General features: G+C 65.5%; 25 protein-coding genes. 9 read left to right on the top strand and 16 right to left on the bottom strand.

What is annotated here, in order from left to right:
* Positions 1-1,267, top strand: a 1,267-nt coding sequence (locus ACU18_RS15730; protein ID WP_157407769.1) for a DUF4082 domain-containing protein, incomplete at its 5' end; no start/stop codon positions are given.
* 31 nt (positions 1,268-1,298) lie between these two features.
* Here the strand turns inward: ACU18_RS15730 and ACU18_RS15725 are convergent.
* From ACU18_RS15725 to coaD, 8 genes are all read right to left on the bottom strand, one after another.
* On the bottom strand, positions 1,299-2,342 hold the full coding sequence (locus ACU18_RS15725) for a hypothetical protein (protein WP_231686109.1): 1,044 nt from the start codon (positions 2,340-2,342) through the stop codon (positions 1,299-1,301).
* The gene (locus ACU18_RS15720; RefSeq protein WP_082178372.1) at positions 2,339-3,676 is read right to left on the bottom strand and encodes an MFS transporter; all 1,338 of its coding nucleotides are present in this window, start codon (positions 3,674-3,676) and stop codon (positions 2,339-2,341) included. The genes ACU18_RS15725 and ACU18_RS15720 overlap by 4 nt, the downstream gene beginning before the upstream one ends.
* Positions 3,677-3,680: 4 nt before the next feature.
* Entirely contained in the window at positions 3,681-4,070 is a 390-nt protein-coding gene (locus ACU18_RS19745) for a hypothetical protein (protein WP_157407766.1), read from the bottom strand.
* A 447-nt stretch (positions 4,071-4,517) separates the two neighbouring features.
* A complete protein-coding gene (mutM, locus tag ACU18_RS15710; protein ID WP_050687047.1) occupies positions 4,518-5,477 on the bottom strand; it encodes a bifunctional DNA-formamidopyrimidine glycosylase/DNA-(apurinic or apyrimidinic site) lyase in 960 nt (319 codons plus the stop codon).
* Positions 5,478-5,483: 6 nt separating this feature from the next.
* Complete coding sequence (gene rnc / locus ACU18_RS15705; RefSeq protein WP_050687045.1) at positions 5,484-6,209, bottom strand: ribonuclease III; 726 nt, start codon at positions 6,207-6,209, stop codon at positions 5,484-5,486.
* 21 nt (positions 6,210-6,230) lie between these two features.
* Entirely contained in the window at positions 6,231-6,434 is a 204-nt protein-coding gene (rpmF, locus tag ACU18_RS15700) for a 50S ribosomal protein L32 (protein ID WP_009356569.1), read from the bottom strand.
* 36 nt (positions 6,435-6,470) lie between these two features.
* Complete coding sequence (locus ACU18_RS19410; protein ID WP_082178371.1) at positions 6,471-6,995, bottom strand: YceD family protein; 525 nt, start codon at positions 6,993-6,995, stop codon at positions 6,471-6,473.
* A gap of 123 nt (positions 6,996-7,118) precedes the next feature.
* Positions 7,119-7,619: a pantetheine-phosphate adenylyltransferase gene (gene coaD, locus ACU18_RS15685; protein ID WP_050687040.1), complete on the bottom strand. Its 501-nt coding sequence runs from the start codon at positions 7,617-7,619 to the stop codon at positions 7,119-7,121.
* A 43-nt stretch (positions 7,620-7,662) separates the two neighbouring features.
* On the opposite strand from coaD, the gene ACU18_RS15680 reads away from it, so the two are divergent.
* Positions 7,663-8,892: an aminotransferase class I/II-fold pyridoxal phosphate-dependent enzyme gene (locus ACU18_RS15680; RefSeq protein WP_231686108.1), complete on the top strand. Its 1,230-nt coding sequence runs from the start codon at positions 7,663-7,665 to the stop codon at positions 8,890-8,892.
* Positions 8,892-9,680, top strand: a complete 789-nt coding sequence (locus ACU18_RS15675) for a spermidine synthase (RefSeq protein WP_197273603.1) — start codon at positions 8,892-8,894, stop codon at positions 9,678-9,680. Before ACU18_RS15680 ends, ACU18_RS15675 begins: the two co-directional genes overlap by 1 nt.
* 9 nt (positions 9,681-9,689) lie before the next feature.
* Here ACU18_RS15675 and rsmD read toward each other — a convergent pair whose 3' ends face one another.
* Genes rsmD through thiL form a run of 4 tightly spaced genes read right to left on the bottom strand, consistent with a single transcriptional unit; the run spans position 9,690 to position 14,653 of the window.
* Positions 9,690-10,304: a 16S rRNA (guanine(966)-N(2))-methyltransferase RsmD gene (gene rsmD, locus ACU18_RS15670; protein WP_050687035.1), complete on the bottom strand. Its 615-nt coding sequence runs from the start codon at positions 10,302-10,304 to the stop codon at positions 9,690-9,692.
* Positions 10,305-10,343: 39 nt separating this feature from the next.
* Positions 10,344-12,611: an ATP-dependent DNA helicase RecG gene (locus ACU18_RS15665; protein ID WP_050687034.1), complete on the bottom strand. Its 2,268-nt coding sequence runs from the start codon at positions 12,609-12,611 to the stop codon at positions 10,344-10,346.
* Positions 12,601-13,587: a DAK2 domain-containing protein gene (locus ACU18_RS15660; protein ID WP_050687032.1), complete on the bottom strand. Its 987-nt coding sequence runs from the start codon at positions 13,585-13,587 to the stop codon at positions 12,601-12,603. Before ACU18_RS15660 ends, ACU18_RS15665 begins: the two co-directional genes overlap by 11 nt.
* Positions 13,588-13,609: 22 nt before the next feature.
* The gene (gene thiL, locus ACU18_RS15655; protein ID WP_050687053.1) at positions 13,610-14,653 is read right to left on the bottom strand and encodes a thiamine-phosphate kinase; all 1,044 of its coding nucleotides are present in this window, start codon (positions 14,651-14,653) and stop codon (positions 13,610-13,612) included.
* Positions 14,654-14,735: 82 nt separating this feature from the next.
* Between thiL and ACU18_RS15650 the strand changes: the two genes are divergently transcribed.
* From ACU18_RS15650 to wecB, 3 genes are read left to right on the top strand one after another with little or no spacing between them, the layout of a single operon-like run.
* Positions 14,736-15,302 (top strand): YdcF family protein, encoded by a 567-nt coding sequence (locus tag ACU18_RS15650; protein ID WP_231686107.1) that lies wholly within the window; start codon positions 14,736-14,738, stop codon positions 15,300-15,302.
* 55 nt (positions 15,303-15,357) lie between these two features.
* Entirely contained in the window at positions 15,358-15,624 is a 267-nt protein-coding gene (locus ACU18_RS15645; protein ID WP_050687028.1) for a hypothetical protein, read from the top strand.
* A 60-nt stretch (positions 15,625-15,684) separates the two neighbouring features.
* Positions 15,685-16,836, top strand: coding sequence for a non-hydrolyzing UDP-N-acetylglucosamine 2-epimerase (wecB, locus tag ACU18_RS15640; RefSeq protein WP_050687026.1), 1,152 nt, complete (start codon positions 15,685-15,687; stop codon positions 16,834-16,836).
* 24 nt (positions 16,837-16,860) lie between these two features.
* Here wecB and ACU18_RS15635 read toward each other — a convergent pair whose 3' ends face one another.
* Positions 16,861-17,880, bottom strand: coding sequence for an ATP-grasp fold amidoligase family protein (locus ACU18_RS15635; RefSeq protein ID WP_197273602.1), 1,020 nt, complete (start codon positions 17,878-17,880; stop codon positions 16,861-16,863).
* 350 nt (positions 17,881-18,230) lie between these two features.
* Between ACU18_RS15635 and ACU18_RS15630 the strand changes: the two genes are divergently transcribed.
* Complete coding sequence (locus ACU18_RS15630) at positions 18,231-18,941, top strand: glycosyl hydrolase (protein ID WP_050687021.1); 711 nt, start codon at positions 18,231-18,233, stop codon at positions 18,939-18,941.
* Positions 18,942-19,116: 175 nt separating this feature from the next.
* Positions 19,117-19,947, top strand: a complete 831-nt coding sequence (locus ACU18_RS15625; protein ID WP_050687020.1) for a glycosyl hydrolase — start codon at positions 19,117-19,119, stop codon at positions 19,945-19,947.
* 35 nt (positions 19,948-19,982) lie between these two features.
* Here the strand turns inward: ACU18_RS15625 and ACU18_RS15620 are convergent, their stop codons facing one another.
* Together ACU18_RS15620 and ACU18_RS15615 are read right to left on the bottom strand one after the other, a co-directional pair.
* Positions 19,983-21,245 (bottom strand): ATP-grasp fold amidoligase family protein, encoded by a 1,263-nt coding sequence (locus ACU18_RS15620; RefSeq protein ID WP_050687017.1) that lies wholly within the window; start codon positions 21,243-21,245, stop codon positions 19,983-19,985.
* A gap of 129 nt (positions 21,246-21,374) precedes the next feature.
* A complete protein-coding gene (locus ACU18_RS15615; protein ID WP_050687051.1) occupies positions 21,375-22,715 on the bottom strand; it encodes a UDP-glucose dehydrogenase family protein in 1,341 nt (446 codons plus the stop codon).
* Positions 22,716-22,921: 206 nt separating this feature from the next.
* On the opposite strand from ACU18_RS15615, the gene ACU18_RS15610 reads away from it, so the two are divergent.
* Positions 22,922-23,719: a hypothetical protein gene (locus ACU18_RS15610; protein WP_157407764.1), complete on the top strand. Its 798-nt coding sequence runs from the start codon at positions 22,922-22,924 to the stop codon at positions 23,717-23,719.
* Positions 23,720-23,749: 30 nt separating this feature from the next.
* Here ACU18_RS15610 and ACU18_RS15605 read toward each other — a convergent pair whose 3' ends face one another.
* Entirely contained in the window at positions 23,750-24,862 is a 1,113-nt protein-coding gene (locus tag ACU18_RS15605) for a hypothetical protein (protein WP_050687013.1), read from the bottom strand.
* Position 24,863: the final 1 nt, after the last annotated feature.

Raw genomic sequence — 24,863 nt, 5'->3', positions numbered from 1 at the left:
AACCTGCCCCTGCACCCTCTATCAGGACACCCTCACCCCCGCTACCAGGGACATCGACGATGTCACGGCGCTGACGCTCGGCGTCCGCTTCAGCAGCACCACCGCCGGGACCATCACCGGGGTCCGCTTCTACAAGGCCGCCAGCAACACCGGCACCCACACCGGAAAGCTCTACACCGCCGGCGGCCAGGAACTCGCCACCATCACCTTCACCAACGAAACCACCGCCGGCTGGCAAACCGCCACCTTCAACCAACCCGTCCCCATCAACGCCAACACCGAATACACAGCCGCCTACACCACTCCCAACGGCACCTACTCCGCCACCACCGGCGGAAACAGCACAGCCCTCACCAGCGGACCACTCCAAACCGCCCCCGGCGCAGGTGCTTTCACCTACTCCCTCGGATTCCCCGGCAACGGATCCAACGCCAACTACCTCGTCGACGTCGTCTTCCAGGCAGCACCTCCGGCCGCTCCGCCTGCACCGCAGGCGCTGACGGTGGGCGCCCAAACACCGGCGCCGGGTGCGGTGAACGTCCCCCGCGATGCCAAACCGAGCCTGACAGTTTCAGCGGCGCTGCGGGCTGGATCGGCTTTGCAGGCAACCACGGCGGGGACCAGCGTGGCGGGCACGTCGGCCATTTCCGCAGACAGCAAAACGATCACGTTCTCCCCCGCCAGCCTGCTGGCTGCCAACACCCAGGTGACTGTGCGCGCCGTCAATGTGATCTCCACCGACGGTGCGGCGTTGCCGCCCACCAGTTGGCAATTCACCACGGCCAACCCGGCAAACCAATCCATGTTTGCCACTGTCAACCCGGCATCCTCCATCTCCAGCGAGACGCGGGCCATTGAACTTGGCGTTTCGTTCCGGACCACACGCACCGGGCTGGTGACGGCCATCCGGTTCCACAAGGGTGCACTGAACACGGGAACCCACTATGGGTCGCTCTGGACCGCCGCCGGCGCCCGCCTGGTGCGGGTGGCATTCACCAATGAAACACTGTCCGGCTGGCAGACGGTGACGTTAGGCACCCCGATCCTTCTGGCCGCCAACACGGACTACGTCGTCTCCTACAACGCACCCCGTGGCCGGTACTCCTTCACCACCAACTATTTCAGCCAGGCCAGGACAGTGGGCTACCTCACCGCCGCCGCGACCCGGAATGGTCTTTACAGGCTGGGAACGGGCACCGCTGTGCCCAACCTGACCAGCAACGCCACGAACTACTTCGTGGATGTGGTCTTCTCCCCCGCGTCGTAGCGGAGGGCCGGACCTATCCAGCCCTTCAGGGTCAACGGACCACCGATGGAGACCAGGCGTGCTCCAGGAAAACAGCCGGAGCTCCCCCGGCTTTGGCGGGGAGGCTCCACACGTCGCTGTCGCCCGGTTCCCCCTCGCGCGGCAATCCGTACAGCAGCGTCTGGTCATCCAGCCACTCCACCTGGTCATCGACGTTGCGTTCCTCACCGAGAGTGACGCGCGTTCCCGTGGCGAGGTCCAGGACGGCAACCCGCCACTGGGGAGTCAACCCCGACGAGACGTTGGTTTTGAAGGCAACGCGGGTGCCATCGGGCGAGACGGATGGGCACTCCACACCATCGGCTACAGCAGTCAGCGTCCGCCGGGAGATGCTGCCCCGGACAAGCCAGAGCCTGCCGGAAGAGGCCGCAGTGGCATAAAACGCATCGGGCTCACCGGGGACAAACGTGACACCCCATAGGTTCCGGTCCGCAGCGGTGACCTGCTGCCCGTTCACCATCAACGCGAAGTCCTCCAGGTTATCCGGCGCCATTCCGCCGCCCACATGGGTGATCACGGTATCGGTGGAGAAACCCGCCGCAGCGTACGAGTGACCCGTGACGAATACAGTCGTGGCGACAAGGCTGCCGTCGCCGCTCGACCTGGTCCGGCTGGGAATACCTTTAAGCGACCAATCCTGCAGCCGCTGATAGCTGCCACCCAGCAGGGCAGCGTCAAACCGGGTGACCATGCCGCGTTCGGTGGCCAGGCACATAAATCCGCTGCCCGTCGAGTAGACCCTGTCGCACGGCACGGTGCTGAGTGACCGGGCGCCTGTGGGATCGGCCAGGGGCACGGTGCCAGCCATACCGTAGCCCTGGCCGGCCGCCGTGTTGCGGAACAAAAGATACTGGCCATCCGGCAGCGTCCCCCCGCCCGAAGTGACAATGACGGAAGGCAGGGCAGCGCTGCTCTCCTGCAGCCGCTGGAACGCCATCACCGCGTACAGCCCGGTTCCTGCCAGGACTACCCCAGTGACCACCAAGAGGATAACCCACCGCATCCGGTTGGGCGCTGCTTCGGTCTCCGGACTCACGCAGCCGTGCCCTGGTAGCGGGCGTTCCGGAGGATGAAGTACGAGGCCGGAACGGCCACCGCCAGCAGGCACCCGACGATCACCATCGCCAGAGACGCGCCCACAACGAACCACAGCACACCAAATAGGGTGGACGACAGCACGCGGCTGAGCGCCACAACAGTCTGCGCGGCGCCGATTCCAGTGGCCAGTTTGTGCTGTGGGGTCAGTTGGCTGGCGAAAGCTGACAGCACCCCGTCGGTGGCGGCGTAGAAGGCTCCCAGGAGAACCAGGCAGCCCAGCGTTCCAGTCAGTCCCATGGCGGGGGCCGCAGCAAGGAAGTAGCAGGCCAGCAGTGCCACATGCCCGGCCAGGAACACCTTTCCCTTGCCCCACGTGTCGGCCAGCCGGCCCATGGGAACGGCCAGCAGCAGGAACACAACGTTGGTACCGACATACAGCAACGGGAACCACTGCACTGCGAATTGGTCCTTGTTTTGCAGGACCAGGTAAATGAAACCATCGCCAACGGTCAGGACGCCCAGGACAGCTGATGCCACCAGGAGCCGGCCGAGGCCGGGTTCGCGGAACATCGACCAGCGGATCGCCGGAATCCTTTGCCGCCGTGCCTCCAGAGCAGGCTCCCTGAGCACACCGGGCTCGGCCGCCCTGGCCTTCTTCACCCGGCTCTGCTGCCGGATGGGCCGGCCGGTGCGCAGATCGGGAACCACCAACACCAGGGCTGCCACCCCGATGGCGGCGAAAGCGAGCGAAACCACAAAGACTGTGCCATAGCCGTTGGGCATCAGCATGAGGATGACAAAGGCGATCAGCGGTCCGGCGGCGGCACCGATGTTGTCGAGCAGGCGGTGAACACCAAAGTGCCTCGCCAGATGCTCAGGCTGTGCCGCCGTCGTAATCAACGCATCGCGGGGTGCGGTCCGGATCCCTTTGCCGATCCTGTCGCCCGTGACCACTGCGGCGATCGACCAGAACCCGCCGGCGAAGAGGAACCCGATCCGGGCCACCAGGGACAGGCAGTAGCCGGCCATGGCGACAGCCTTGGGTCTGCCGGCCCGGTCCGAAGCCCAGCCCGCAGCAATGCGGACCAACGCGCTGGCGCCCTGGTTGATGCCGTCAATAACACCGAACGCGATCACGGACAGGCCAAGGAAACCGGTGATGTAGAGGGGCAGCACCGCCGCCACGGATTCGGAGGAGATGTCTGTGGCCATGCTGACCACGCCGAGCCAGAGAATGGCGGGGGAAAGCCGGAAAGGCGGCGCTGGGGTGCCTTGGCTTTCTTCAACCGTGCTTTTCCTGCCGCCCTGGCGGTCCGACATGGAGATGTACATGGATCTAAGCCGCCGGCCCGGCGGTGAAGTTCCCCAGGAGGGAAAAACGGGTATTGCCGGTTCCTGTAGTAGACAGCGTCACTGACACGGAGTCGGTGCCCCTGCTCAGACGCCGGGCCTGCTGGTCGGCCGCTGACGCGGCGTCTTCCGATGTGAAGCCTTTGGGCTGGAGGATCTGCTGGAAATAGCCTGCCACCTCATCGCGGCTGAGCCCGACTATCCCCTCTGCCGTGGCCTGAAGCCTGTCGCCGTCCGAGCTGACGCCCGTGAAGACAATCACCGTTCCTTCCGGAAAGCTCAGCACCTGGGACGGGAAACCGTCCACGGTCTTACCTTGGGCCGATGCGGTCGCGGGCAACGGTGCCCGGATCAGGGCCGGCAGCGGCGCAGGCATGGGCAGTCCGGTAGGTGGCGCGGTGGCCGGCGGCAGAACCTCCAACGGTTTTTCGTCAGGTTCGGGCACTCCGGCGGCAACACCGGGGGGCGGCCGGTCACCGCTGACCTGCCCCTCCCCGGCGCCTTGGTTTGGGCTTTCGGCCGGTTGCGCTGCGGGCTCTGAGGCAGGCGTTCCGGGCGGCGGTGCAGCGGACATCGTGCCGGACCCGCCAGCCGTTTCCCGGCCCCCGGGTTCCGCTTGAATGGAGCTGTCCGCCTGCTGGCGGGCAATGCTGTCCAAGGCAACGGCCGAGCCCCCGAGGACTATGGCGGCAGCTGCTCCAATGAGCACCAAACGCTTCACCAACATGCGCCCAGTCTGACACCGGGGAATGCCACTTCATAGGTGTATTCCCACAACATTCCCGCGCTTTCCGCACCGGAATTCCGCAGACTTCGCCGGGGCCTACCAGCGTCCGTTACGCGGGCGGGGCTGGCAGACCGGGCAGGTGTGGGAGGAGCGGTTCATGAACTGCTCCCGCCGGATGGTTGCGTGGATGCCCGCGGCGGCGCACCGCTTGCAGGGCTGGCCCTCGCGCCCATAGGCGTCCAGTGACCTGTCAAAGTACCCCGATGCCCCATTGACGTTGACGTAAAGGGAATCGAAACTTGTGCCGCCCGCTGCCAACGCATCCGTCATGACTTCGCGGGCGCTCTCCAGTACCCGCTCCGCGTCGCTGCGGCGCAGCGTATCCGTGGGCCGGGCGTAATGCAGCCGGGCGCGCCATAGGGCTTCATCCGCATAGATGTTCCCGATGCCTGACACCAGGCCCTGGTCCAAAAGGGCCCTTTTCAGCCCCGTCCTGCGGCGGCGCAGCCGGGCGTAGAACAGCGGGAAGGAAAATGCCGGGTCCAGGGGGTCGCGGGCAATGTGCGCGGCTTCCTCGGCAATGAGCGGCACCGGTGTGGCTGACAGGCCGCCCGGGCCGCCGTCGTCAGTGGGGATCAGGGCCGTGACGAACAGTCCGCCGAAGATCCGCTGGTCCACGAACCGCAGTTGGGCGGGCATGCCGTCGCGGCGGCTGAGCCGGAAGCGCACTTTGAGATGCTTCTGGTCAGGAGCGTCGTGTTCCTGGAGCAGAAGCTGGCCGCTCATGCCCAGATGTGCCATCAGCGCCACTTTAGGTTCAGCGGCGGCGCCGTCCGTTGAGTGCGGATTGTCCGTCAGAGGCAGCCAGAGGAATTTCCCGCGGCGCACCACATCCGTCACCACGGCGCCTTCCAGGTTGCCCCGGAAGTCCTCAACGCCAAGGGCATGGCGGCGGATGGACCGGGGATCGAGCACGTCCACGGCCTCGATGGTCCGGCCGCTGACCCAGCTCGCCAGGCCGCGGCGGACCACCTCAACCTCGGGCAGTTCAGGCATGGATTCCTACTTTTGGGCCCCGGAGCCGGCGGCGCCGGCCTCGACGCTCCCCGGAGTTCCCGAAAGCACGCGCCAGGCGTCGGCGGCTGCTTCCTGCTCGGCTTCCTTCTTCGAGTGGCCGGCGCCCTTGCCGTAGTCGGTCCCGCCGATCCGCAGCACTGCGCTGAACGTCCTGGCGTGGTCCGGGCCGGCGCCGTCCACTGCATAGTGGATGGTGCCGAGCTGGCGGCTCGCGGCGAGCTCCTGGATGCTGGTTTTCCAGTCGGTCCCGGCACCGAGCACGGCGGCGTCCTTCAGGAGCGGACCCACAAGGCGCATCACCAGTTGCCGCGCAGTTTCGATGTCGTTGGACACATACGTGGCACCGATCAGGGCTTCCATCGTGTCCGCGAGGATCGAGGCCTTGTTCCGGCCTTCGGTGAGTTTCTCGCCCTGGCCCAGGTAGATGAACTCGCCGATGCCAAGGCTTCGGCCGATGCCCGCGAGGGCGCGCGTGCTCACCACGGCGGACCGGCGCTTGGCCAGGTCCCCCTCGGGCAGCCCGGGGTTGTCGCGGTAGAGCGCGTCAGTGACGGAGAACCCAAGGATGGAGTCGCCCAGGAATTCCAGCCGCTCATTGGTGGGGATGCCACCGTTTTCATACGCGTAGGAGCGGTGTGTGAGCGCAAGACGAAGCGTCCCGGCGTCAATAATGACACCGAGACGCTTCAGAAGCTCTTCAGTTGAAGACATCAAGTCAGCCTGGATGGCCGATTAGACGTCTGCGACCTTGCGGCCCTTGTATTCAAGGAACAGCGCGGTGCCGGCAGAGTCGGTGACGACCTTCGCCTGGTGGGGCAGGCTGTAAGTAACCTGACCGTTTTCAACGGTCTTCACCAGGTGGGGGGCGGTCGCCTTCCACTGCGAGCGGCGGGCGCGGGTATTCGAGCGAGACATTTTCCGCTTCGGGACAGCCACGGCTAACTCATTTCTCTCTAGACAAACACGTACAAATCAATTTTGCCGGTCAGGCTTAGCCATATCAGCTAGGGCAGCCCAGCGAGGATCCAAGACCTCGTGGTGGTGCCCCGGCTCGTCTTCCAGGCGTACTCCGCATTCGGAGCAAAGGCCCTGGCAGTCTTCCCGGCACACCGGCTGGAACGGCAGGTTGGTGACAACCGCGTCCCGCAACACCGGTTCAAGATCGATTACATCGTGCTCGACTCGACGTTGCTCTTCATCATCTTCCCCGTCCGAAAACACAGCGTCTTCGTAGAAGAAAAGTTCTTGCACAGGTACCTCAAGGTCATACGCAAGGGGATCCAGGCATCGGCCGCATTCGCCTTTTACTTCAACGAATGCGCTTCCTGATACCAGAATTCCTTCGTGTACGGCCTCAAGCCTCAGATCCAGCTCGATTTCCGAGCCTTCCTGAACACCAATGAGTGCCACACCAAGATCACCTGGTGCGGGTACATGTTCCGTCAGTGTCCGCATGCTTCCCGGGCTGCGCCCGAGGTCCTTGACGTCGAACGCCAAGGGCGAACCAGCATCTCTTTTAATGAGAACTCCTGTTGAACATATGACCGACGTACCATCCTAGCCTGAAGAGCCGCAGGGACTCAAACCGGGCAGGCGGCGGCGCCGAAGTACCGGTCCAGCCTACCCCTTTGCCGGCCGATCCGCTGGCGGCTCGCCCGTGAGCATACGCCGCTGCACCGATCTGGGGATGTAGTCGGACACACTTCCGCCCAGGCCGGCCACTTCCTTGATCAGTGTTGAGGAGAGGTGGATGTAGTGCGCCTCCGCTGGGAGGAAAACCGTTTCCACGCCGCTGAGCTGGCGGTTCATGGTGGCCATGGGCAGCTCATAGTCGAAGTCCGAGGAGGATCGGAGCCCCTTGACGATCGCGGAGACCCCCCGCTGGCGGCAGTAATCGGCCAGGAGTCCTTCACCGACCGGCTCCACCACAATGCCCCTAAGCGAAGCCAGGGTTTCCCTGGCCATGTCCAGGCGGTCCGGCAGGGAGAACCGGTACGTCTTTGCAGGGTTGGTGGACACCGCCACGATGACCTCATCAAAGAGTCCGGCCGCCCTGGCAATGACCTCGAGGTGGCCGTTGTGGATGGGGTCGAAGGATCCGGGGCAGACAGCGCGTCTCATGCACCGAACCTACCCCATGGAAAGGCCGGGATACCATGACTGGATGCATCCGGACCGGGAACTTTTCACCCCTTCAGCCCCCGCCCCCTGGCAGCGGACAGCGCTCGGCGCCAACCTGCTCGCTCCGGACGGCGGCCTGGGCATCACCATCTTCGAGGAGATGACGGCACTTGCCTCGCGGACGGGCGCCATCAACCTGGGGCAGGGCTTCCCGGACGAGGATGGACCGGCGGAAATACGTGCCGCGGCGCAGGCGGCCATAGCCGCCGGGGCAAACCAGTACGCCCCTGGAAAGGGCATGCCTGAGCTGCGTGAAGCCGTTGCCGCGCACCAGGAGCGCTTCTACGGCCTGACGCCCGACCCTGCCACCGAGGTGATCATCACCACGGGAGCCACCGAGGGTATCGCCGCGTCGCTCCTGGCCTTCGCCGGCCCGGGCGATGAGGTCCTCACCTTTGAGCCCTTCTACGATTCCTACGGCGCGGTCATCGGGTTGAGCGGTGCCACGCATGTGACCGCTCCCCTGCTTGCCCCGGACTTCCTGCCGGACCCTGCCGCCCTTGAAGCAGCATTCAGCGACCGCACCAAGGTGGTGCTGCTGAACAATCCCCACAACCCCACCGGCGCGGTCTTCCCACGTGAGGTCCTGCAGCGGGTTGTTGACCTCGCGGCGCGCCACAACACCCTGATCGTCACCGACGAGGTGTATGAGCACCTTACGTTCGGGGTCCGGCACATCCCGGTGGCCACGTTGCCGGGGGCGGCGGACCGCACCATCACCATTTCCTCCGCGGGAAAGACGTTTTCGCTGACCGGCTGGAAGATCGGCTGGCTCACCGGCCCCGAAGCCCTGGTGGCGGCGGTGCGGACCGTCAAGCAGTTCCTCACCTACAGTTCCGGCACGCCGTTCCAGGGTGCCATCGCCGCCGGGCTCGCGCTGCCGGATGAATTTTACGACGGCGTCGCCGCCACCCTGGCGCACAAGCGTGACATCCTCAGTGCCGGCCTCCGGGACGCGGGCTTCGACGTCTTTACCCCGCAAGGCACCTACTTCGTCAATGTGGACACGGCACCGCTGGGCATCAGCGACTCCGTGGACCTTGCGCGGAGGCTGCCGGACCTGGTGGGCGTCGCAGCCATACCCGTCCCGGTGTTCTGCCATCCCGAGGGCGCCGAACGGACCCGCAGCCTGCTTCGGTTCGCGTTCTGCAAAAAGACGGACCTGCTTGAAGAAGCCGCAGCCCGGCTCGCCACCCTCAGCAGCCGGCTCTGATGCGGCGGGACAGCAGCGGACGGACGGAGCGGTTCCTCCGCACCACCGGACAGCATGCAGCGGTGGAACCGGATGCCTTCACGGCGGGCAGCTACGTTCTGAGCATCGGCGGTGCGGAGCAGTCACACGTCAACCTGGCACAGCCGGCGGAGATCTTCTACGAGTACCTGCGCCGCATCGGACACGTGGTGGACCTCGCGGCTCCCGCCGGCCAAGCCATCCGCGCCCTGCACCTGGGCGCCGGCGCCCTGACCCTAGCCCGCTACATCCAGGCCACCCGCCCTGGGTCCGTGCAGTACGCGGTGGAGCTGGAACGGGAACTGCTCGACTTCGTCCTCCAGCAACTCCCCCTGCCGGAGGGGACGGACCTGCACCAGGTCATTGGCGACGCGCGCGACGCCCTGGCGGACTTCGGCGGGGACCCGGCGTTCGACGTCGTGATCCTGGACATCTTCTCCGGACCGGAGGCGCCGGCCCATATTGCCTGCGCCGGCTTTTACCGGGAGGCGCGCGCCGTCCTCAGCCCGGACGGCGTCCTGATCGTCAACGTGGGCGACGAGCCCGGGCTTACCCTGGTGCGCAGCCAGGTGGCGGCGCTGCGGGAGGTCATGCCTGATGTGGCAGCCTTCGCCGAGTCCGGCATGTTTGCGGGCCGCCACCCTGGCAACATCATCCTGGCCGGGACGCAGTGGCCCTGGCCTGCCGCATGGAGCACTGAGCTGACAGCGCGCGGGCCGCATCCGGGGACAGTGCTGGCCGGAGTCGATCTGGACCAGTTGACCGGCTGACGCCGCCCTTCAGGAGCCTGTGACTGACGGAACGTCCTCGTCGCCAATGGCGTCCGGAACAAACGGCTCGGCAAACCACAGCATGGTTTCGCCATACTTTTTCCCGGCAAACCGGTCCATTCCTCCCGGCCAGGCCGGCTCCGGCGACCGTGAGGACCTTTCCACCACCACCACACCGCCCGGCGCGAGATGCGCTGCAAGCTTCAGCAGCACAGCGGACAGTGCTTCTTCATCCAACGGGTAGGGCGGATCCAGGAACACGAGGTCCCAGACGGCGTCCGCCGCGGCGCGGTCCAGGAACGGCTCCACCTTGGACCGGTGCACGGTCACGGCCTTGCGGCCCAGCACGCCGTTGATGAGGTCTGCGTTGCGCTGGCAGACGGCGCTGGCCTTCCCATCAAATTCCACAAGTTCCACTGCCAGCGCTCCCCTGCTGCCGCTTTCAACCCCCAACGCACCGGATCCGGCGTAGAGGTCCAAAACCCGGGCACCGGAGATCACATCAAACGCGTCCAGGCGGGAGAAGAGTGCTTCCTTGACGCGATCCGTGGTGGGCCTGGTCAGCGAGCCGGGGACGCCGGCCAGGGGCGTGCCACCGGCAGCCCCGGAAATGATGCGGGTCACCGGCGTCCCGCCCCGGCGCCGCAGGTCCAGGGTGCCGTGCTAACCGCGTTCAAGGAACGCCTCCTTTTCAGGGTTGAGGTACTTGTCAATGGCCTGGGCCAGTTCCGGATGGTGTGCCAGGCCGGGGTCCATATTCACCAACCGTTGCGCGTCGCCGCGCGCCTGCGCGATGAGGTCGCCGTGGTCGATCACCCGCAGCAGCTTGAGGGTGGACCGGCCGCCTGATTGTGACGCGCCGAGGATGTCGCCCTCACGCCTGAGTTTGAGGTCTTCCTGCGAGAGGACAAAACCGTCGGTGGTTGCCGCCACGGCCTCGAGCCTGCGGCGGCTGGGGTGGTCGGGCTCCAGGGCCGTGACCAGCAGGCAGGTGCCTGGCAGCCCGCCACGGCCCACCCGGCCGCGGAGCTGGTGGAGCTGGGAAATGCCGAACCGGTCGGCGTCCAGGATCACCATGAGGGTCGCATTATGGACGTCCACGCCCACCTCGATCACGGTGGTGGAGACCAGGAGCTTGGTTTCGTTGGCCGTGAATCCAGCCATGGCGGCCCGTTTGGTATCCGGGTCCTGGCGCCCGTGCAGGGGTGCCAGGGCGATGCCGGCAAGTGCCGGTTCGGTCAGCAGGTGTTCGACGACGGCAGTCACCGACGCGAGTTCGCGGGCATCCGGACCGGCTTCGTCCGGCGGCGGGCCGGATTCACCAGGGCTGAAGTCGCCGTCGTCGTCGGTGCCAATCTTGGGGCAGACCACATAGACCTGGTGGCCGGCGTCGATTTCCTCCCGTGCACGCGCCCAGATCCGGCCCGCCCAGGCGGGGTTCTCAGACAGACCCACCAGGTGCGTGGTGATGGGCGCACGGCCCTTGGGCAGTTCGTCCAAAGTGGAGGTCTCGAGGTCGCCGAACACCGTCATGGCAACGGTGCGCGGGATGGGGGTGGCGGTCATGACCAGCAGATGCGGGGGCTTGCGTGCCTTTGCCCGGAGCACGTCCCGCTGCTCGACGCCGAAACGGTGCTGTTCGTCCACCACGATCAGGCCAAGGTCGTAGAAGGAGACGTTGTCGCTGAGGAGGGCGTGGGTGCCGATCACGATGCCCGCGGTGCCGGCTGCGGCGTCCAGCATGGCCTGCTTCCGCGCCGGTCCGGACATGGACCCGGTGAGCAGCGTGACCTGCACGGAGCCGCTGCCGCCCAATCCGCCCAGGAGCCCGTCCGCTGCGAGCGGGCCCAGGGTGCGGCGGATCGAGTCATAGTGCTGGGCGGCCAGCACTTCGGTGGGCGCCAGGAGCGCCGCCTGCCCGCCGGCGTCCACCACCTGCAGCATTGCCCGCAAGGCCACGACGGTCTTCCCGGAGCCCACTTCGCCCTGCAAGAGGCGGTTCATGGGGTGGTTGAGGGCGAGCTCCGCTGCAAGCGTTTCGCCCACATCCACCTGGCCGGCCGTGAGCGTGAACGGCAGGTCAGCATCAAAGGCGGCCAGCAGTCCTGCGGGATCCGGCTTCCGGGCGGTGGCTTCCTCGGCCGCAACCGCTGCGCGGCGCCGCGCCAGCGAGGTCTGCAGCACCAGGGCTTCCTGGTAGCGGAACCGCTCCTGCGCCCGTTTCCAGTCAGCGCCGGTTTCCGGCTGGTGGATCAGCCGGTAAGCCTCGGCGATGGACAGGAAACCCTCCCGTCGGGCAACCAGGCGGGGAACAGGGTCCGGCAGGGCCTCAAGGTCCGCGGTTTCCACCAGGGTGCTGATGACGGCCTGGATTTTCCAGGTGGGAAGTTTCGCCGTTGCCGGGTAGACGGGGATGGGCATGGCAGCGATCTTTTCGGGGTCTTTGCTGCCGTTGGCGAAGGGGTCGTTGTCCAGGAGGACAAAATCGGGGTTGGTGAGGCCCAGCGCGCCGTTGAAGCTGGTGACCTTGCCGGAGAAGAGCGCCCGCTGCCCTGGGACGAGTTCGGCTTTGGCTTTGTAGGCATTGAAGAAGCTGATCTTCAGGGTGCCGGGGACGGTGCCGTGGTAGTCCTGGCCGCCCACCAGCCGCAGGCCCTGGGCGCCGTCATCATCGGAGATGACAATGTCGGTGATGGTGCCGCGGCGGGCGCGCATGGACCGGGTGGTGCTGGAGACAACCCGGGCCAGCAGCGTTACTTCCTCATCGCGGGGGATGCCGGCGATGGGCGTCAGTTCGGCACGGGTCATGTAGCGGCGGGGAAAGTACCCGAGAAGCCCTTCCACCGTGGTGATGCCCAGGTGCTTTTCCATGACCGCTGCGGACTTTTTCCCGATCCGGCGTTCCAGGGGCAGGCCCGATTCAGCGCTCATGCCCGCTGGAGTTCACTGCGTCCGCAGCGGGGTCGCGTGGCAGCGCGAGGTCGCTGATGCTGATTTGCGAGGGGCTGCCGAGCGACTCGATGATGCTGACGGCCTGGTCCGGTTCGGGCACGTGGACGTGGACCCGCCAGCGGTAATTGCCGTCAGGGTCGGCACCCGCGCCCACCTGGCTCATGATGACGGACTCGCCGATCTCGTCGAGGCGCTGCCGCAAAGTGGCGGCATTCAATGGCGACAGGGAAATGGTGCACATAACTTCCACGCCGTCGTCGTCCGGAAGCGAGGCATGGATGTGGGGATCGGACACGTCGTAACCATGCAGGCCATCCACCAGTTCGCTTTGCAGTTCCTGGCCCATAACGGCCGACCGCAGGCAGTCCAGGATCAGCAGCATGCCAACGCCGCCGGCATCCACAACGCGGGCCGTGGTGAGGGCGTCCAGCTGGTCTTCGGTGTGGATGACGGCTGCGAGGGCGCCCTCGACGGCGGCATCAAGGGCCAGCCCCAGGGCATGGTTGCTGTCATCCCCGTTGTGCGCGGCGTCCACGGCTGCGGCCGAACGGGCGGCCGCCTCCATGACGGACAGCATGGTCCCGGGGACAGGGTCGCTCAGCGCGGACCAGGCCCGGATCTGGGCCCGGTGCAGGGCGGCAGCCAACAACGTGGAAGTGAGCCTGGTGTGCCCTGCCAAGGGTTCGGCGGCCGCGCAGAGGAACACGGAAAACAGGGTGCCTGAGTTCCCCCGGGCTTCTTCCATGGCCGCCTGGCCCGCTGCGGCCAGGACAACTCCGACGTCCATCTGGGCCGGCTGGTCCGCGTCTGCCGTCAGGGCGCGGGCGGCGGCACGGACGGTGAGATAAAGGTTGGTGCCGGTGTCCCCGTCTGCCACGGGGAAGATGTTGATGGCGTTAAGACGGTCGCTGTGGTTGCCCAAAGCGGTTTCAGCCTTGCCCAACCATCGCTTCATCGCTTGCGCGTTGGCAGCAACCTTAGTCTGCAAAGTGATCCCATCCCCCGGTGTCTGCGGCCCGGCCCGCAATTCTGACGACCGGGCTTTCTTCGATTCCCAGTGCTTCTATTGAGCCTATCGCAGTGAATCCTGCAGGAAGCTGTATACCGGCAGGGAAAGTCGCCAGCAGCCCATGGTCCTCGCCACCGCCCAGCACCCAGCCGGAAGGATCCGTTCCCAGCAGCTCCACCGCAGGGGCCAGCCCTTCCGCGAGGACTGCCAGCCGGGCCGGGTCGAGGTCCAGTGCCACGCCGCTGGCTGTGGCCATCCGCAGGCCGTCCCGGAGCAGGCCGTCCGAGATGTCCAGCATGGCGGTGGCACCGGCCAGCCTCGCGGCGGGCCCGGCTGAAAGTGGTGGCTGCGGCCGGCATTGGCGCTCAAGGAACAGCCGCTGCTCCGGGGTGAGGCCCTGGAGGGCGTTGTCCGATTCGAGCAGCGCCAAGCCCGCGGCAGCGTGGCCCACGGTACCGGCGATGGCCAGCACATCGCCGGGCCTGGCGCCCGAGCGAAGAACGGGTGCGCCGCCGTCCAGGCTGCCCAGCACGGCCACGGTAACGCCGATTTCGCTGCCGCGGCCCAGGTCGCCGCCGGCAACGGAGCACCGGGTGGCACCCAGTTCCTTGATCCCGGCAACGAGGCCGTCGGCAAGCGCCTCGACCCAGCTGACTGGGGTTTCCGGGGGCAGGGTGAGGCTGACCACCAGGGACGTTGGGGTGGCTCCCATGGCGTTGATGTCGCTGAGGTTTTGTGCGGCCGCCTTCCACCCCACGTCGAAGCCGGTGGTCCGGTACCCGTTGGGCCAGACCAGGCGGAAGTCCTGGTCCTGGATTTGGGTATCAATGCTGATCACAGTCCGGCCGTCCGGTGCGGCAATGATTGCGGCGTCATCGCCCGGGCCCAGCAGCGTGGCATCGGTGTGGGGCTTCCCCAGGGCCAGGCGCGGGAAGATCCTGGCCAGCAGGCCTGCTTCGGACAGGGCTGAGACGGGCAGCAGTTCGGGGCTGGGGGAGGACTTTTGCGGCACGGCACTACGGTACAGCGCTGCTGCGACAATGACCTGGCCGGAGAATTTCCCCGCGGGCACGGCCCATGGCAGACTCAGGGGCGTGCGCCTATCAACCAGCGCGGTGAATACCGCCACGCGATGGTCCGCGGTGGTTGCAGGCGGCGGCTTTGTGCTGTGGCTGATCGTGGCGCTTCAACTTTTTGTGAACGTTCCCCCCGCGGACAAGCAGCACAGCGATGCCGTGATCATGCTGGGCGGCCTCTCCGCAGACCGTCTGCCCGCCGCCCGTGGGCTGCAGGACGAGCTGGACATCCCGGTCCTGGTCCTGGCGGAAACGGGATTGGCCGGCAACGCCTCCGCGGACGACGCATGCGACGCGGCGCGCCTCCCCAGCGCGGATCTGGTGTGTTTCCGGCCGGATCCCCTGAACACCAGGGGTGAGGCCATGGCTATTGAACGCCTGGTGAAGCTGAACCACTGGAAATCCGTGACCGTGGTGACCTCCGACTTCCACGCAACCCGCGCTGGAACCCTGGTACGCCAGTGCACGGACGCGGAGGTGCACATGGTTCCCGCGCCGGCGTCGATGGGGCCCGGGGACTGGCTTTGGCGGTTTGTGGTGGAGACCGGCGGCCTGCTGGACGCCACCGTGCGGCCCCAATGCTGAGCTGTTCCCGGCACGGATCGGGGCACCCGTGCAGCCGCGGCTAGAATCAATAAAAATGTCCGGCCGAACTGAAGGGAACCCGGTGGACCCGTCCGAGCAGCCTCTTTCCGGGGCCCCGCGCCATCTTCGGCGGCAGCGGTTCCAGGCGTCCAGCCGGGCGGGCCGGCCACGCAGTGCAGGCCGGCGCCCGGACGAAGCTGCTCCGCCCCGCCCACACCGGCGGGTCAGCCACAGCGCCAAACGCCGCATTGCCGGCGCACTGGTCCTGCTGACCCTGCTGGGCGTGGCGGCCCTGCTCGCCGCGCTGGTGCTGTTTTTCTGAGCGGTCGCCGGCGCCCCGGCAGCCGCAGTTCTTGTTTTCATTCCTAAAATTGGGGGTCCAATGCCTGTTGTTATGCCAATCTTCGGGACGCGTCCGGAGGCCATTAAGATGGCACCGATCGTCCTGGCGCTGCAGGAGGCCGCCGGATTGGACTGCGTGGTTACAGTTACCGGACAGCACCGGGAAATGCTGGACCAGGTCAACAGCCTGTTCGGGATCGAACCGGACCACGACCTGAACATCCTCCAGCCCGGCCAGTCGCTGTCCGGCATCATGACCCGCACCATTGATGGCCTGGACGCCCTTTTTGCGGCTGCCCGGCCTGACGCGGTGGTGGTTCAGGGTGACACCACCACCTCAACGGCGGCAGCCATCGCCGCTTTCTACCACGGCATCCCGGTGGTCCACGTTGAGGCGGGCCTGCGCAGCGGCGACCTGTTCTCGCCTTTCCCTGAAGAGGGCAACCGCAAAATCACCAGCCAGATCGCCAGCCTGCACCTGGCCCCGACGGCTACGAGCAAAACGAACCTGTTGGCGGAAGGGATTTCCGAAGCAGACATTGTTATCACCGGCAATTCGGTGATTGACGCGCTCCTGACAACGGTGGGCAAGGAGATTCCCTTCACGGACCCGCGCCTGGCCGGACTGGCCGCCAGCGGGCGCCGCATCCTTCTGGTCACGACGCACCGGCGCGAAAACCAGGGGGATGCCATGCGTGGCGTAGGCCGCGCGCTGGCGCGGCTGGCCGATGCGGAACCCGACCTGGTCATTGTTCTTCCCGCGCACAAGAATCCGGTTGTCCGGGAGGCAGTACTGCCGGCCATTGAGGCTAAAGCCAATGTCATCGTGACCGAGCCACTGGCGTATGGGGAATTCACCCGCATGCTTGCCCTGGCGCACGTGGTGCTGACGGATTCCGGTGGCGTGCAGGAGGAGGCGCCCAGCCTTGGCAAGCCGGTGCTCGTGATGCGCGACAACACCGAGCGGCCCGAAGCCGAGCACGCCGGAACGGTCCGCCTCATCGGCACCGGTGAACAGCGGATAGTAGATGAGGTCAGCCGGTTGCTGCATCATCCCGCTGACTACACCGCCATGGCCAACGCGGTGAATCCCTATGGCGACGGCGCGGCAGCAGGCCGGACCGTGGCTGCCATCGCGGAGCTGCTCGGAGTGGGGCTGCGGACTCCGGAATTCGACTACGCGGGAAATTAGCGCTGGCCGGCGGGGCCGGGCAGATCAGCCCAGCTGGCCCCGGCGCAGCCTGTCCCGGATCCCTGCCCACCGCGCGGCGAGGTGGCGGTACCACTGGTATCCGGGGGCATCCTCGCCGCCGTCCACTGCCAGGTCTTTGTAGAAGGTGTGAAGCCGCTCGGCGCCACGGGCTCCACCGCCGTAGGCGTAGCCTGCCCAGGCCCGGTACGGCAGGCCTGCGGGCTTGGCCAAGCCGCTCCGGAGCTCCAGGGGTGAGGCTGCAAGGGCGTCTGCTTCCGGTGCGGTTTCGTCCATCAGCGCGTCCAGCTTGTCCAGCATGTCGTTGGAGAACACAAAGATCTTCCGGTGCGTTCCACCCGGCGAGTAGGTGAATTCGCCAAAGACCGGTCCCTCGGGGCTGTCCAGCATGTCAATACTGACAAACGGCGAATCCGCCTCAAGGGAGAGGCGCTGCGCCCACCAGAGCATTTCCGCTGCGTGCAATGGAATCACCGGCATTCCCGGCCGGGCAGTTTCCGACAAAACGTAATCAGTGTTGCGCCGAAGCGGGCGGAAATCGCCATCAAAAAGTGCCATTTTCACTGGCCCGGTGTTGCGGTCAATCTGGACAATCAGGCCAACGCGGCCCCGGAAACAGTAGAACTTGTAGTCAAAGGGGATCGCCCCCACACCCAGCGTGTGGTGGATCAATTCCTCGACAATCCACACCGGGGCTTTTGTAGCAAAGGACGCGGCCTTTTCAAGTTGAATATCCTTGACGGAATCCAGGGTCAGGTTTTGCAGTGCCATGTGGTCAAAAAACCGGTCGGGGCCCTGCCGCTCCAGGATCATCACGCCGCGTGATGACCAGCCATTGGCCAGCTTCAGCACAAAGAGGTCCGGCAGGCCGGCATCCGCAAGGCCGTCGAGCGCTTCCAGGACTGCGAGCCGCTGCGGCACCCGCATCCCCAGGTTTTCCACGAAGGGATGGGAGATGATCTTCTGTGCCAATTCGCCCCGACGGGCTGTCCCCCGCCGGCGGAATTCGTCGGCGACAAAACTCAAGAACGATGACTCGATTTTTGGCCTGTTAAAGCCCTGTGGATACATTGCTGGAAATCCCCCATTTTTCAGTTGTTTCGGCATTTGTCCGGCCTGCTCGCAGCGGCGCCGGGCAAAGCCCGGTGCAAGTCTAAGGGCGAAACTGTGGGTCATGAAATCGTGAAAGAATTGGCGGACGGCAGCGGCAAACGGCCCGGCCTCCGGAAAGGGAACCAGTGGACAGGCGCGGCTTTCTCCGAAACGCATTGCTCACGGCCGCGGCGGTGCCTGCGTTAGCCGGCTGCACGCCGCAACAGGCTGCGCAGGAGCCCGGGACTCCCGTACGGCCGGATTTCGCCCGCAAGGGCATCGGCATGTCGATCGGGAAGATGTTTGGCGTCGACCAGCTCAACTCACTGGACGTGGATTGGTTTTACTCCTGGGGCGCAGGCTTTCCGGCAGCGCGGCCCCGGGCTGATTTTATTCCCATGATCTGGGGCCGCGAGAGCGTCCGGCAAGGCTCCGTGGACGAGGTTCGGTCGGAGCTGGACCTCAGCCGCGCGGCCGCGCTGCTGGGCTTCAACGAACCGGACCATCCGGCGCAGGCAGACATGAGCGTGTCGAGGGCCGTGAACCTGTGGCCCCAGCTTGAGGAGCCGGGCCTCCGGCTCGGTTCCCCGGCCCCTGTCCAGCCGCTCGGGGATTGGCTCAAGCGGTTCATGGCTTCCTGCGAGGCCAAGCAGCTCCGGGTGGATTTTGTGGCGATGCACATGTACCCGTCACCCGATGCCGGCGCATTCCTGGACACCGTCAGGAAGGTGCACGCTTACTACGGCAAACCCGTGTGGATCACCGAGTACGCCGTGGCCGACTGGGACGCCACCGCCAAGAGACCCAGCCGGCACTCGGCCCAGGACATCAGGGCGTTTATGGCGGACACCGTTGCGGGCCTTCGGGAGATGCCCTTCGTTGAGCGGTTTGCCTGGAAAACCCGCGCCGAAAATGATCCGATCATGGGTGCTTCGGCGCTCTTCCGGAAAGATGGTTCGCTGACGGACACCGGGGAACTGTACCGGTCACTGTAGCGGGCCCACCGCGCCGGCACAGATCGGCGCCGGCTGAATTCGCCGAAAGCCGGGACCCATTGTCCTCCTGCCCTTGTAAATGGTCACCGGGGCCACGAAAATATGCGGACGGGTGTCTCCGATCGCCTGTACTCTGCCGAATGGTCTCAACCATCTTTATCCGGGAGGATTCCCAATGGAACGACGTCATTTTTTAAAACTGCCCCTCGCTGCTGCTGCCGTCCCGGGCGCACTGCTCGCCGCTAACGCGCAGCCCGCCCAGGCCGCCACGTCCACCACCACCGGACTGAAGGGATTCGGGTTGTCGGGCAAGGATGCGCTCGCTGCGCAGCAGCTCAAAAGCCTGAACCTGAAATGGCACTACTCGTGGGGTTCCCGGGCCAATTTCTTCGCCCCGCCCTTCGTTCCCATGATCCGGAACGCCGCTGTGCTCGACCAGGACGCCATCGGGATCGTGACCCGGCAGCTGGCCCAGACGAACACCAAGCACCTGCTCGGTTTCAATGAGCCGGATGTCACTGCCCAGGCCAACATGAGCGTGGACAAGGCCATCAGCCTGTGGCCGAAGCTGCAGGCCACGGGCCTGCGCCTGGGGTCGCCGGCCACGGTGGCACCCAGCAGCCCCTGGCTGGCCGACTTTATGGCAAAAGCCAAGAACAAGGGCCTCCGCGTGGATTTCATCACCATGCACATCTATGCCTGGCCGAACGCCACGGATTTTCTGAACAAACTCAACATGCTCCACGACAAGTACGGCAAGCCGATCTGGGTCACCGAGTACGCCGTTGCAGACTGGGGCGCCACGGCGGCCAACCCGTGCAAGTACAGCCGGGCCGAGACCGAGGACTTCATGCGTGCCACGGTGGCTGGGATGCGTGCCATGCCCTTCATTGAACGCTTCGCGTGGAAGACCCGGCCGGCGGGCGACATCAAAATGGGGTGCTCAACCATCTTTAAGAGCGACGGGACGCTCACAAGCACTGGCAGGCTCTGGGCGGCGCTGTAGCGGCCTGCTTGGCGCGGGCTGCACCGGAACTGCGGTTACGCCCCGTAGCGGGCCACAACCCGCTGCGCGTGGGCGTACCCGTCCGCCGCCAGCCCGCGCAGGACATCGAGGGCTGAACCGTCACCGGCCGCGAGCCGGACTTCCGCAGCGCGTGCCGTGTGCCACAGGTTTCCTTGGGCCCGCGGCTCATGGAACCCGAGGGCTTTCGCTTCGAATTCCTGGAGCCGGCCGGTGCCCGTGATGGGACCGGCACTGCTCCGCACCAGTTGCTGGACGGCGAACGCCCGGCTGCCGTCCCCGTTCAGGTAGCCGATCAGATGTGCCGCCAGGACAAAAACCGGGCGGGACTTTCCTGGCGCCAGGTTCCCGCTGAGGACCGTGGGATAGCGCCTGTCCCCCTGGACGGCAGCTGCTGACATGGTCGAGTACAGCGTGGGGTGGGCTGTCACTGTTGGTTTGCGGTCCAACGATGCACGGAACACCGGCAGGTCAATGTCGAAGCCTGACAGCGCCGGCACATCCTCGCCCGCCATCGAGCGGTCCAGGAAATCAAGGATCCGGCTGCTGTAGCGGACCATGCCTGTGTCATCGCCTCCGGACGCGAACGTGAACTCACCGAAGACGGGTCCGTCCGGCCCGTCGTAGCAGTCGACTTTCACAAACCGGGTATCAAGCCCCGCTGAAAGGACGGCGGCCATTTCCAGCATGGCCCCGGCGTGCCTGGGAACAACGTGGTTTTCGGGCAGCCAGCGCTGCTCGTCGATGGTGTAGTCCCTGTCCCGCTCGAGCGGGAGAAACGCCCCGTCAAAAAAAGCCATCCTGGGCGGTGAGACGTTCCGGTCAATCTGGTTGACATGGGTGACCCGGCCCCGGAAGGCATAGATTTTGTAGTCGAAGGGCAGGGGCTTGCCCACAATGCCGGAATCAATGCATTCCTCCGCGAGCCAATAGGCGGGCGGGCGACCCAACGGCACGAGGTCCTCCGCGGTCAGCGTCCGCAGGCTCAGCAACTCCAGGTATTGCCCGCCGCCCAGCGGCTCCAGCACATAGATGCCCTTGGTGGAGTGCTGGTTGGGCTGTTTGACCACAAAGCGCGGCCCGAAGCCTTCACCGGCCGCCAACGCCTCTGCTGCGGTGCCAACCTTCGCATACCTCGGCACCGCGTAACCGGCCGCGGTGACGTAGTTGTAAGCCGTGTCCTTGTCGTCCAGCTCCCACGGGACGGGATCAGCTGCAGGATCGTTGAACATGTCGAAACGCTGCCGCATGAGGGATAGATACAGGCTGCCGGAAGTCATTTCTGAATCCTATCCAAGTGGACTGTTGCCCTGCATGTCACGCGCAAGGCTGTCGCTGACCCGGGAGCACAGCAAAAACGCCGGCGGGAATGTTGCATCCCGCCGGCGCCTTTATTACTGCAGTCAGTCCTAGTTGGCGGCAGCCAGGTCCAGCAGCTCACTCTTGTGGCCCAGCGAGACAATGTCCCAGCCGGCGGCGTTCCATGTGCCGTGGTCCAATACATTGCGGCCGTCGAACATACGCTTATGCGCAACGGCCTTGGCGAGCTCCGCGGGATCCACGGAGACCAGTTCCGACCACTCGGTCAGCAGCATCACGAGATCGGCGCTGTCCACCGCTGAGGCGAGGCTGTCCACGTAGTTGAGCCGGGGGTAGCGCTTGGCGGCGTTGGCGTTGGCTGCCGGATCGTAGACGCTGACGTCAGCCCCGCTGTTGAAGAGCCGTGCCGCCACGTCCAGGGCGGGCGAGTCGCGGACGTCGTCGCTGTTGGGCTTGAAGGCCACGCCGAGGACAGCGATGCGCTTGCCTTCGAGGGAGCCCAGGAGAGTCTCCGCAACGTGGACTGCACGGTCGCGGCGGCGGAGGTTGACTTCGTCGACCTCATTCAGGAATCGCATGGTGGAGTCGAGGCCCAGCTCGGAGACCCGGGCCTGCAGGGCGCGGATGTCCTTGGGCAGGCAGCCGCCGCCAAAACCGATGCCGGCGTTGAGGAACCTGCGGCCAATGCGGGCATCAAGGCCAATGGCGTCAGCCAGGGTCCGGATGTTGCCGCCCACAGTTTCCGTGACTTCGGAGAAGGCGTTGATGAAGGAAATCTTGGTGGCCAGGAAGGCGTTGGCTGCAACCTTGACAAGCTCAGCCGTCTCGAAGTCGGTGGAGATGAAGGGCGTCTCACGGCTGAGCGCATCCGCATAGACTTCGCGCAGGATGGCCTCTGCCGCGGCAGAATCGGACCCGATGACCAGGCGGTCCGGCCGCAGTGTGTCTTCCACGGCGAAGCCCTCACGCAGGAACTCCGGGTTCCACGCAAAACCGACGCTGACGCCGTCGCGCGCTTCCTCCGCAGCCAGCGCCTTGAGGCGGCGGGCTGATCCGACAGGTACTGTCGACTTGCCCACGATGAGGGAATCCTTGGTGGCGGCGCGGGCAATCGCGGAGACGGAAGCGTCGACGTAGGTCATGTCCGCGGCGTGCTCACCGGCGCGCTGGGGGGTTCCGACGGCAATGAAGTGGACATCGCCGAAGGCGCCGGCCTCTTCAAAGGACGTGGTGAACCGGAGCCGTCCGGACTCGGTGTGCTTGCGCAGGAGCTCCGGCAGGCCAGGCTCGTGGATGGGCAGTTCGCCCCTGCTGAGGCTGTCGATTTTTTCCTTGTCGACATCAACGCCGAGGACTTCGAATCCCAGCTCAGCCATGCAGGCCGCGTGGGTCGCGCCAAGGTATCCCGTCCCGATAACGGTAAGTTTCAGTGTCACTAGTCCCCCAGTTGCCGCGGTAAATTCTTGAAAGAGTTCAGGTTCCTGCTGCATGCAAACGACGCAACCAAACGCGTCCACTATATCGTCAGGGCCGGGAATGCTCCCCATCTGTTGCCGCCGTGGTGGTTAACGTCATGTTGCCGGGGGCACCGCCCACCGGGGGCCGGCAGCCTGCCGCTGCGTCCTATACTGCTCCGGTGGAGAAGATTCAGATAGCGCCCGCGGACTATCACCTGCTGACCGAAGCGGGGTGGTACGCCGTGGATTTCGGTAAATTCGAGCTGAACTTTTACTTCCGGCCATCGGCGGCGAAGAAGGCCTATGTCATCTCCCCTGGCTTTTTCAAGCGTGCAGACCAGCCGCACCCGTATTTCCAGCGGATCCGGATGTTTTCCGAGCTGGACGGGATCGGAATCTCCATGGCGGATCCTTCCCTGGACCTCGCCGATGACATCCAGATCGGCTGGTTCCTTGGCTCGCGCTGGGTGGACTACACAAAAACAATTGCCGCTTACCTTGAGAAGCTGTTCGCCCACTTCGGCATCGCCAACCACGATGCCTTGTTCTTTGGCTCCTCGGGCGGCGGGTTCGTTTCCCTGGTCCTTGCCACCCATATCCGCGGTGCGAAAGTGCTGGCCATGAATCCGCAGACCGAACTCCTGCGCTTCCATGACGTGCGTGAACTGTCCAGGGTCCTGGAGGCGGGCTGGCTCGGTGTCAGCAACATGAGCATCCAGCGGGACCACGCGCACCGTTTCAGCATCGCTGCCCTTTTTGACAGCGAGCAGTACATCCCGCACGGGATCATCATGGTCAACACCTACGATCCGTGGCACATCGAGCACCATATCGCACCGATGATCAAGGGGATGGTGAACAAAGACATCGGTAAGCCGGGGCTGCAGGTCCGCTTCTTCAGCAGCGAGGCCGCCGGCCACAACCCGCTCCCGGTCAACCACATCATCCCCGTGATGCTGGAGCTGAACGGGGCCTAGGCTTTCCGCCGGCGCGGCCGGCCCCGCGCGCTATCCTGCAGCCGTCCTGCGGAGTAACCGGAGCCAGTTCCGGGCGTAGTGGCCCACCACTTTCTGCTGCCGCAGGTGCGCATCGATCTCGGTCTTGTCCAGGGCCGGACGCGTACCGGTCCCCGCCAGAGCCTCTGCCACGACTTTACCCACGGCCTCGGACAACCTGAACCGGCCGACGTCGTCCGCTTCCTTGGTCGCGGCGGCGAAAGTGGCGGCGTCGTCGAATCCCGAAACCAATTCCCCGGCAATGGCGGCGGTGTCCTTGCGGGTAAACCCGCGGCCCGAAAAGTTGTGGTATTCACTGGCGTCGAAGTTCTGCGGCCCCAACCAGCCTGGACCGCCGAACTTGTCGTAGCAGTAGACAGGGACGCCGGCGAGCAAGGCGTACTGGACGGTCTTGCCGATGGTGATGACGCCGTCCAGGCCCGCGAAGGTCCCGGGCGTGACCCGGAGGGGCTTTGAGTCCTTTAGGCCGCCGGTGCCGATGGGCTGGAATTCGATACCGGCAGGCGGGGCGTCAAAGAGTTCCGCCAGTTCCGCCGGCACGTGGTTCGAGACGATGCCGAACCGTCGCTTCAGTCCCCGTTCGCCGGGCACGGCCTGGCTGAAGGCATCCGGGGCAGGATTCGCGAACACCATCATCCGGTCGGCGTCAAAACCGGCGGCGGAGCCACTGGAGCGGTGCAGGTCGAGGGTCTCCGGTGAGTTGTACAGGTGCAGCCCGGCGAGCCGGGCCTCCATCCCTGCCGACCAGGACATCTCCAGCGGATGGACCGATGACATGTGGTTGAACACAAACGATGTGTGTTCCGGATGGTTCAGGAGATAACCAGGCACCAACTGGTGATGGATCCAGGCGAGCCCGGGCGGGTCGCTGGCGAGCCGTTCATCCAGTCTGGGATCGTCCAGGTCGAAGCAGGCGATGTTGGGCCGGCCGGACAGGTGTGACATCACGGGCGGCCCGATGCTCCAGGTACCGATGGTGACTTTGCTGCCGGCGGCCGCGAAATGCTCAGCCAGTTCCAGGGTGACCATTTCGGAGCCGCCGTAGCTCAGGAGGTGGGCCTGCGAAATAAACACATGCGAAATCGTGGGGGTCGTGCTGTCCATC

Source organism: Arthrobacter sp. ZBG10 (genome assembly GCF_001238605.1).
Taxonomy (GTDB): Bacteria; Actinomycetota; Actinomycetes; order Actinomycetales; family Micrococcaceae; genus Arthrobacter.
This window is presented reverse-complemented; position numbering and strand designations above follow the sequence as displayed.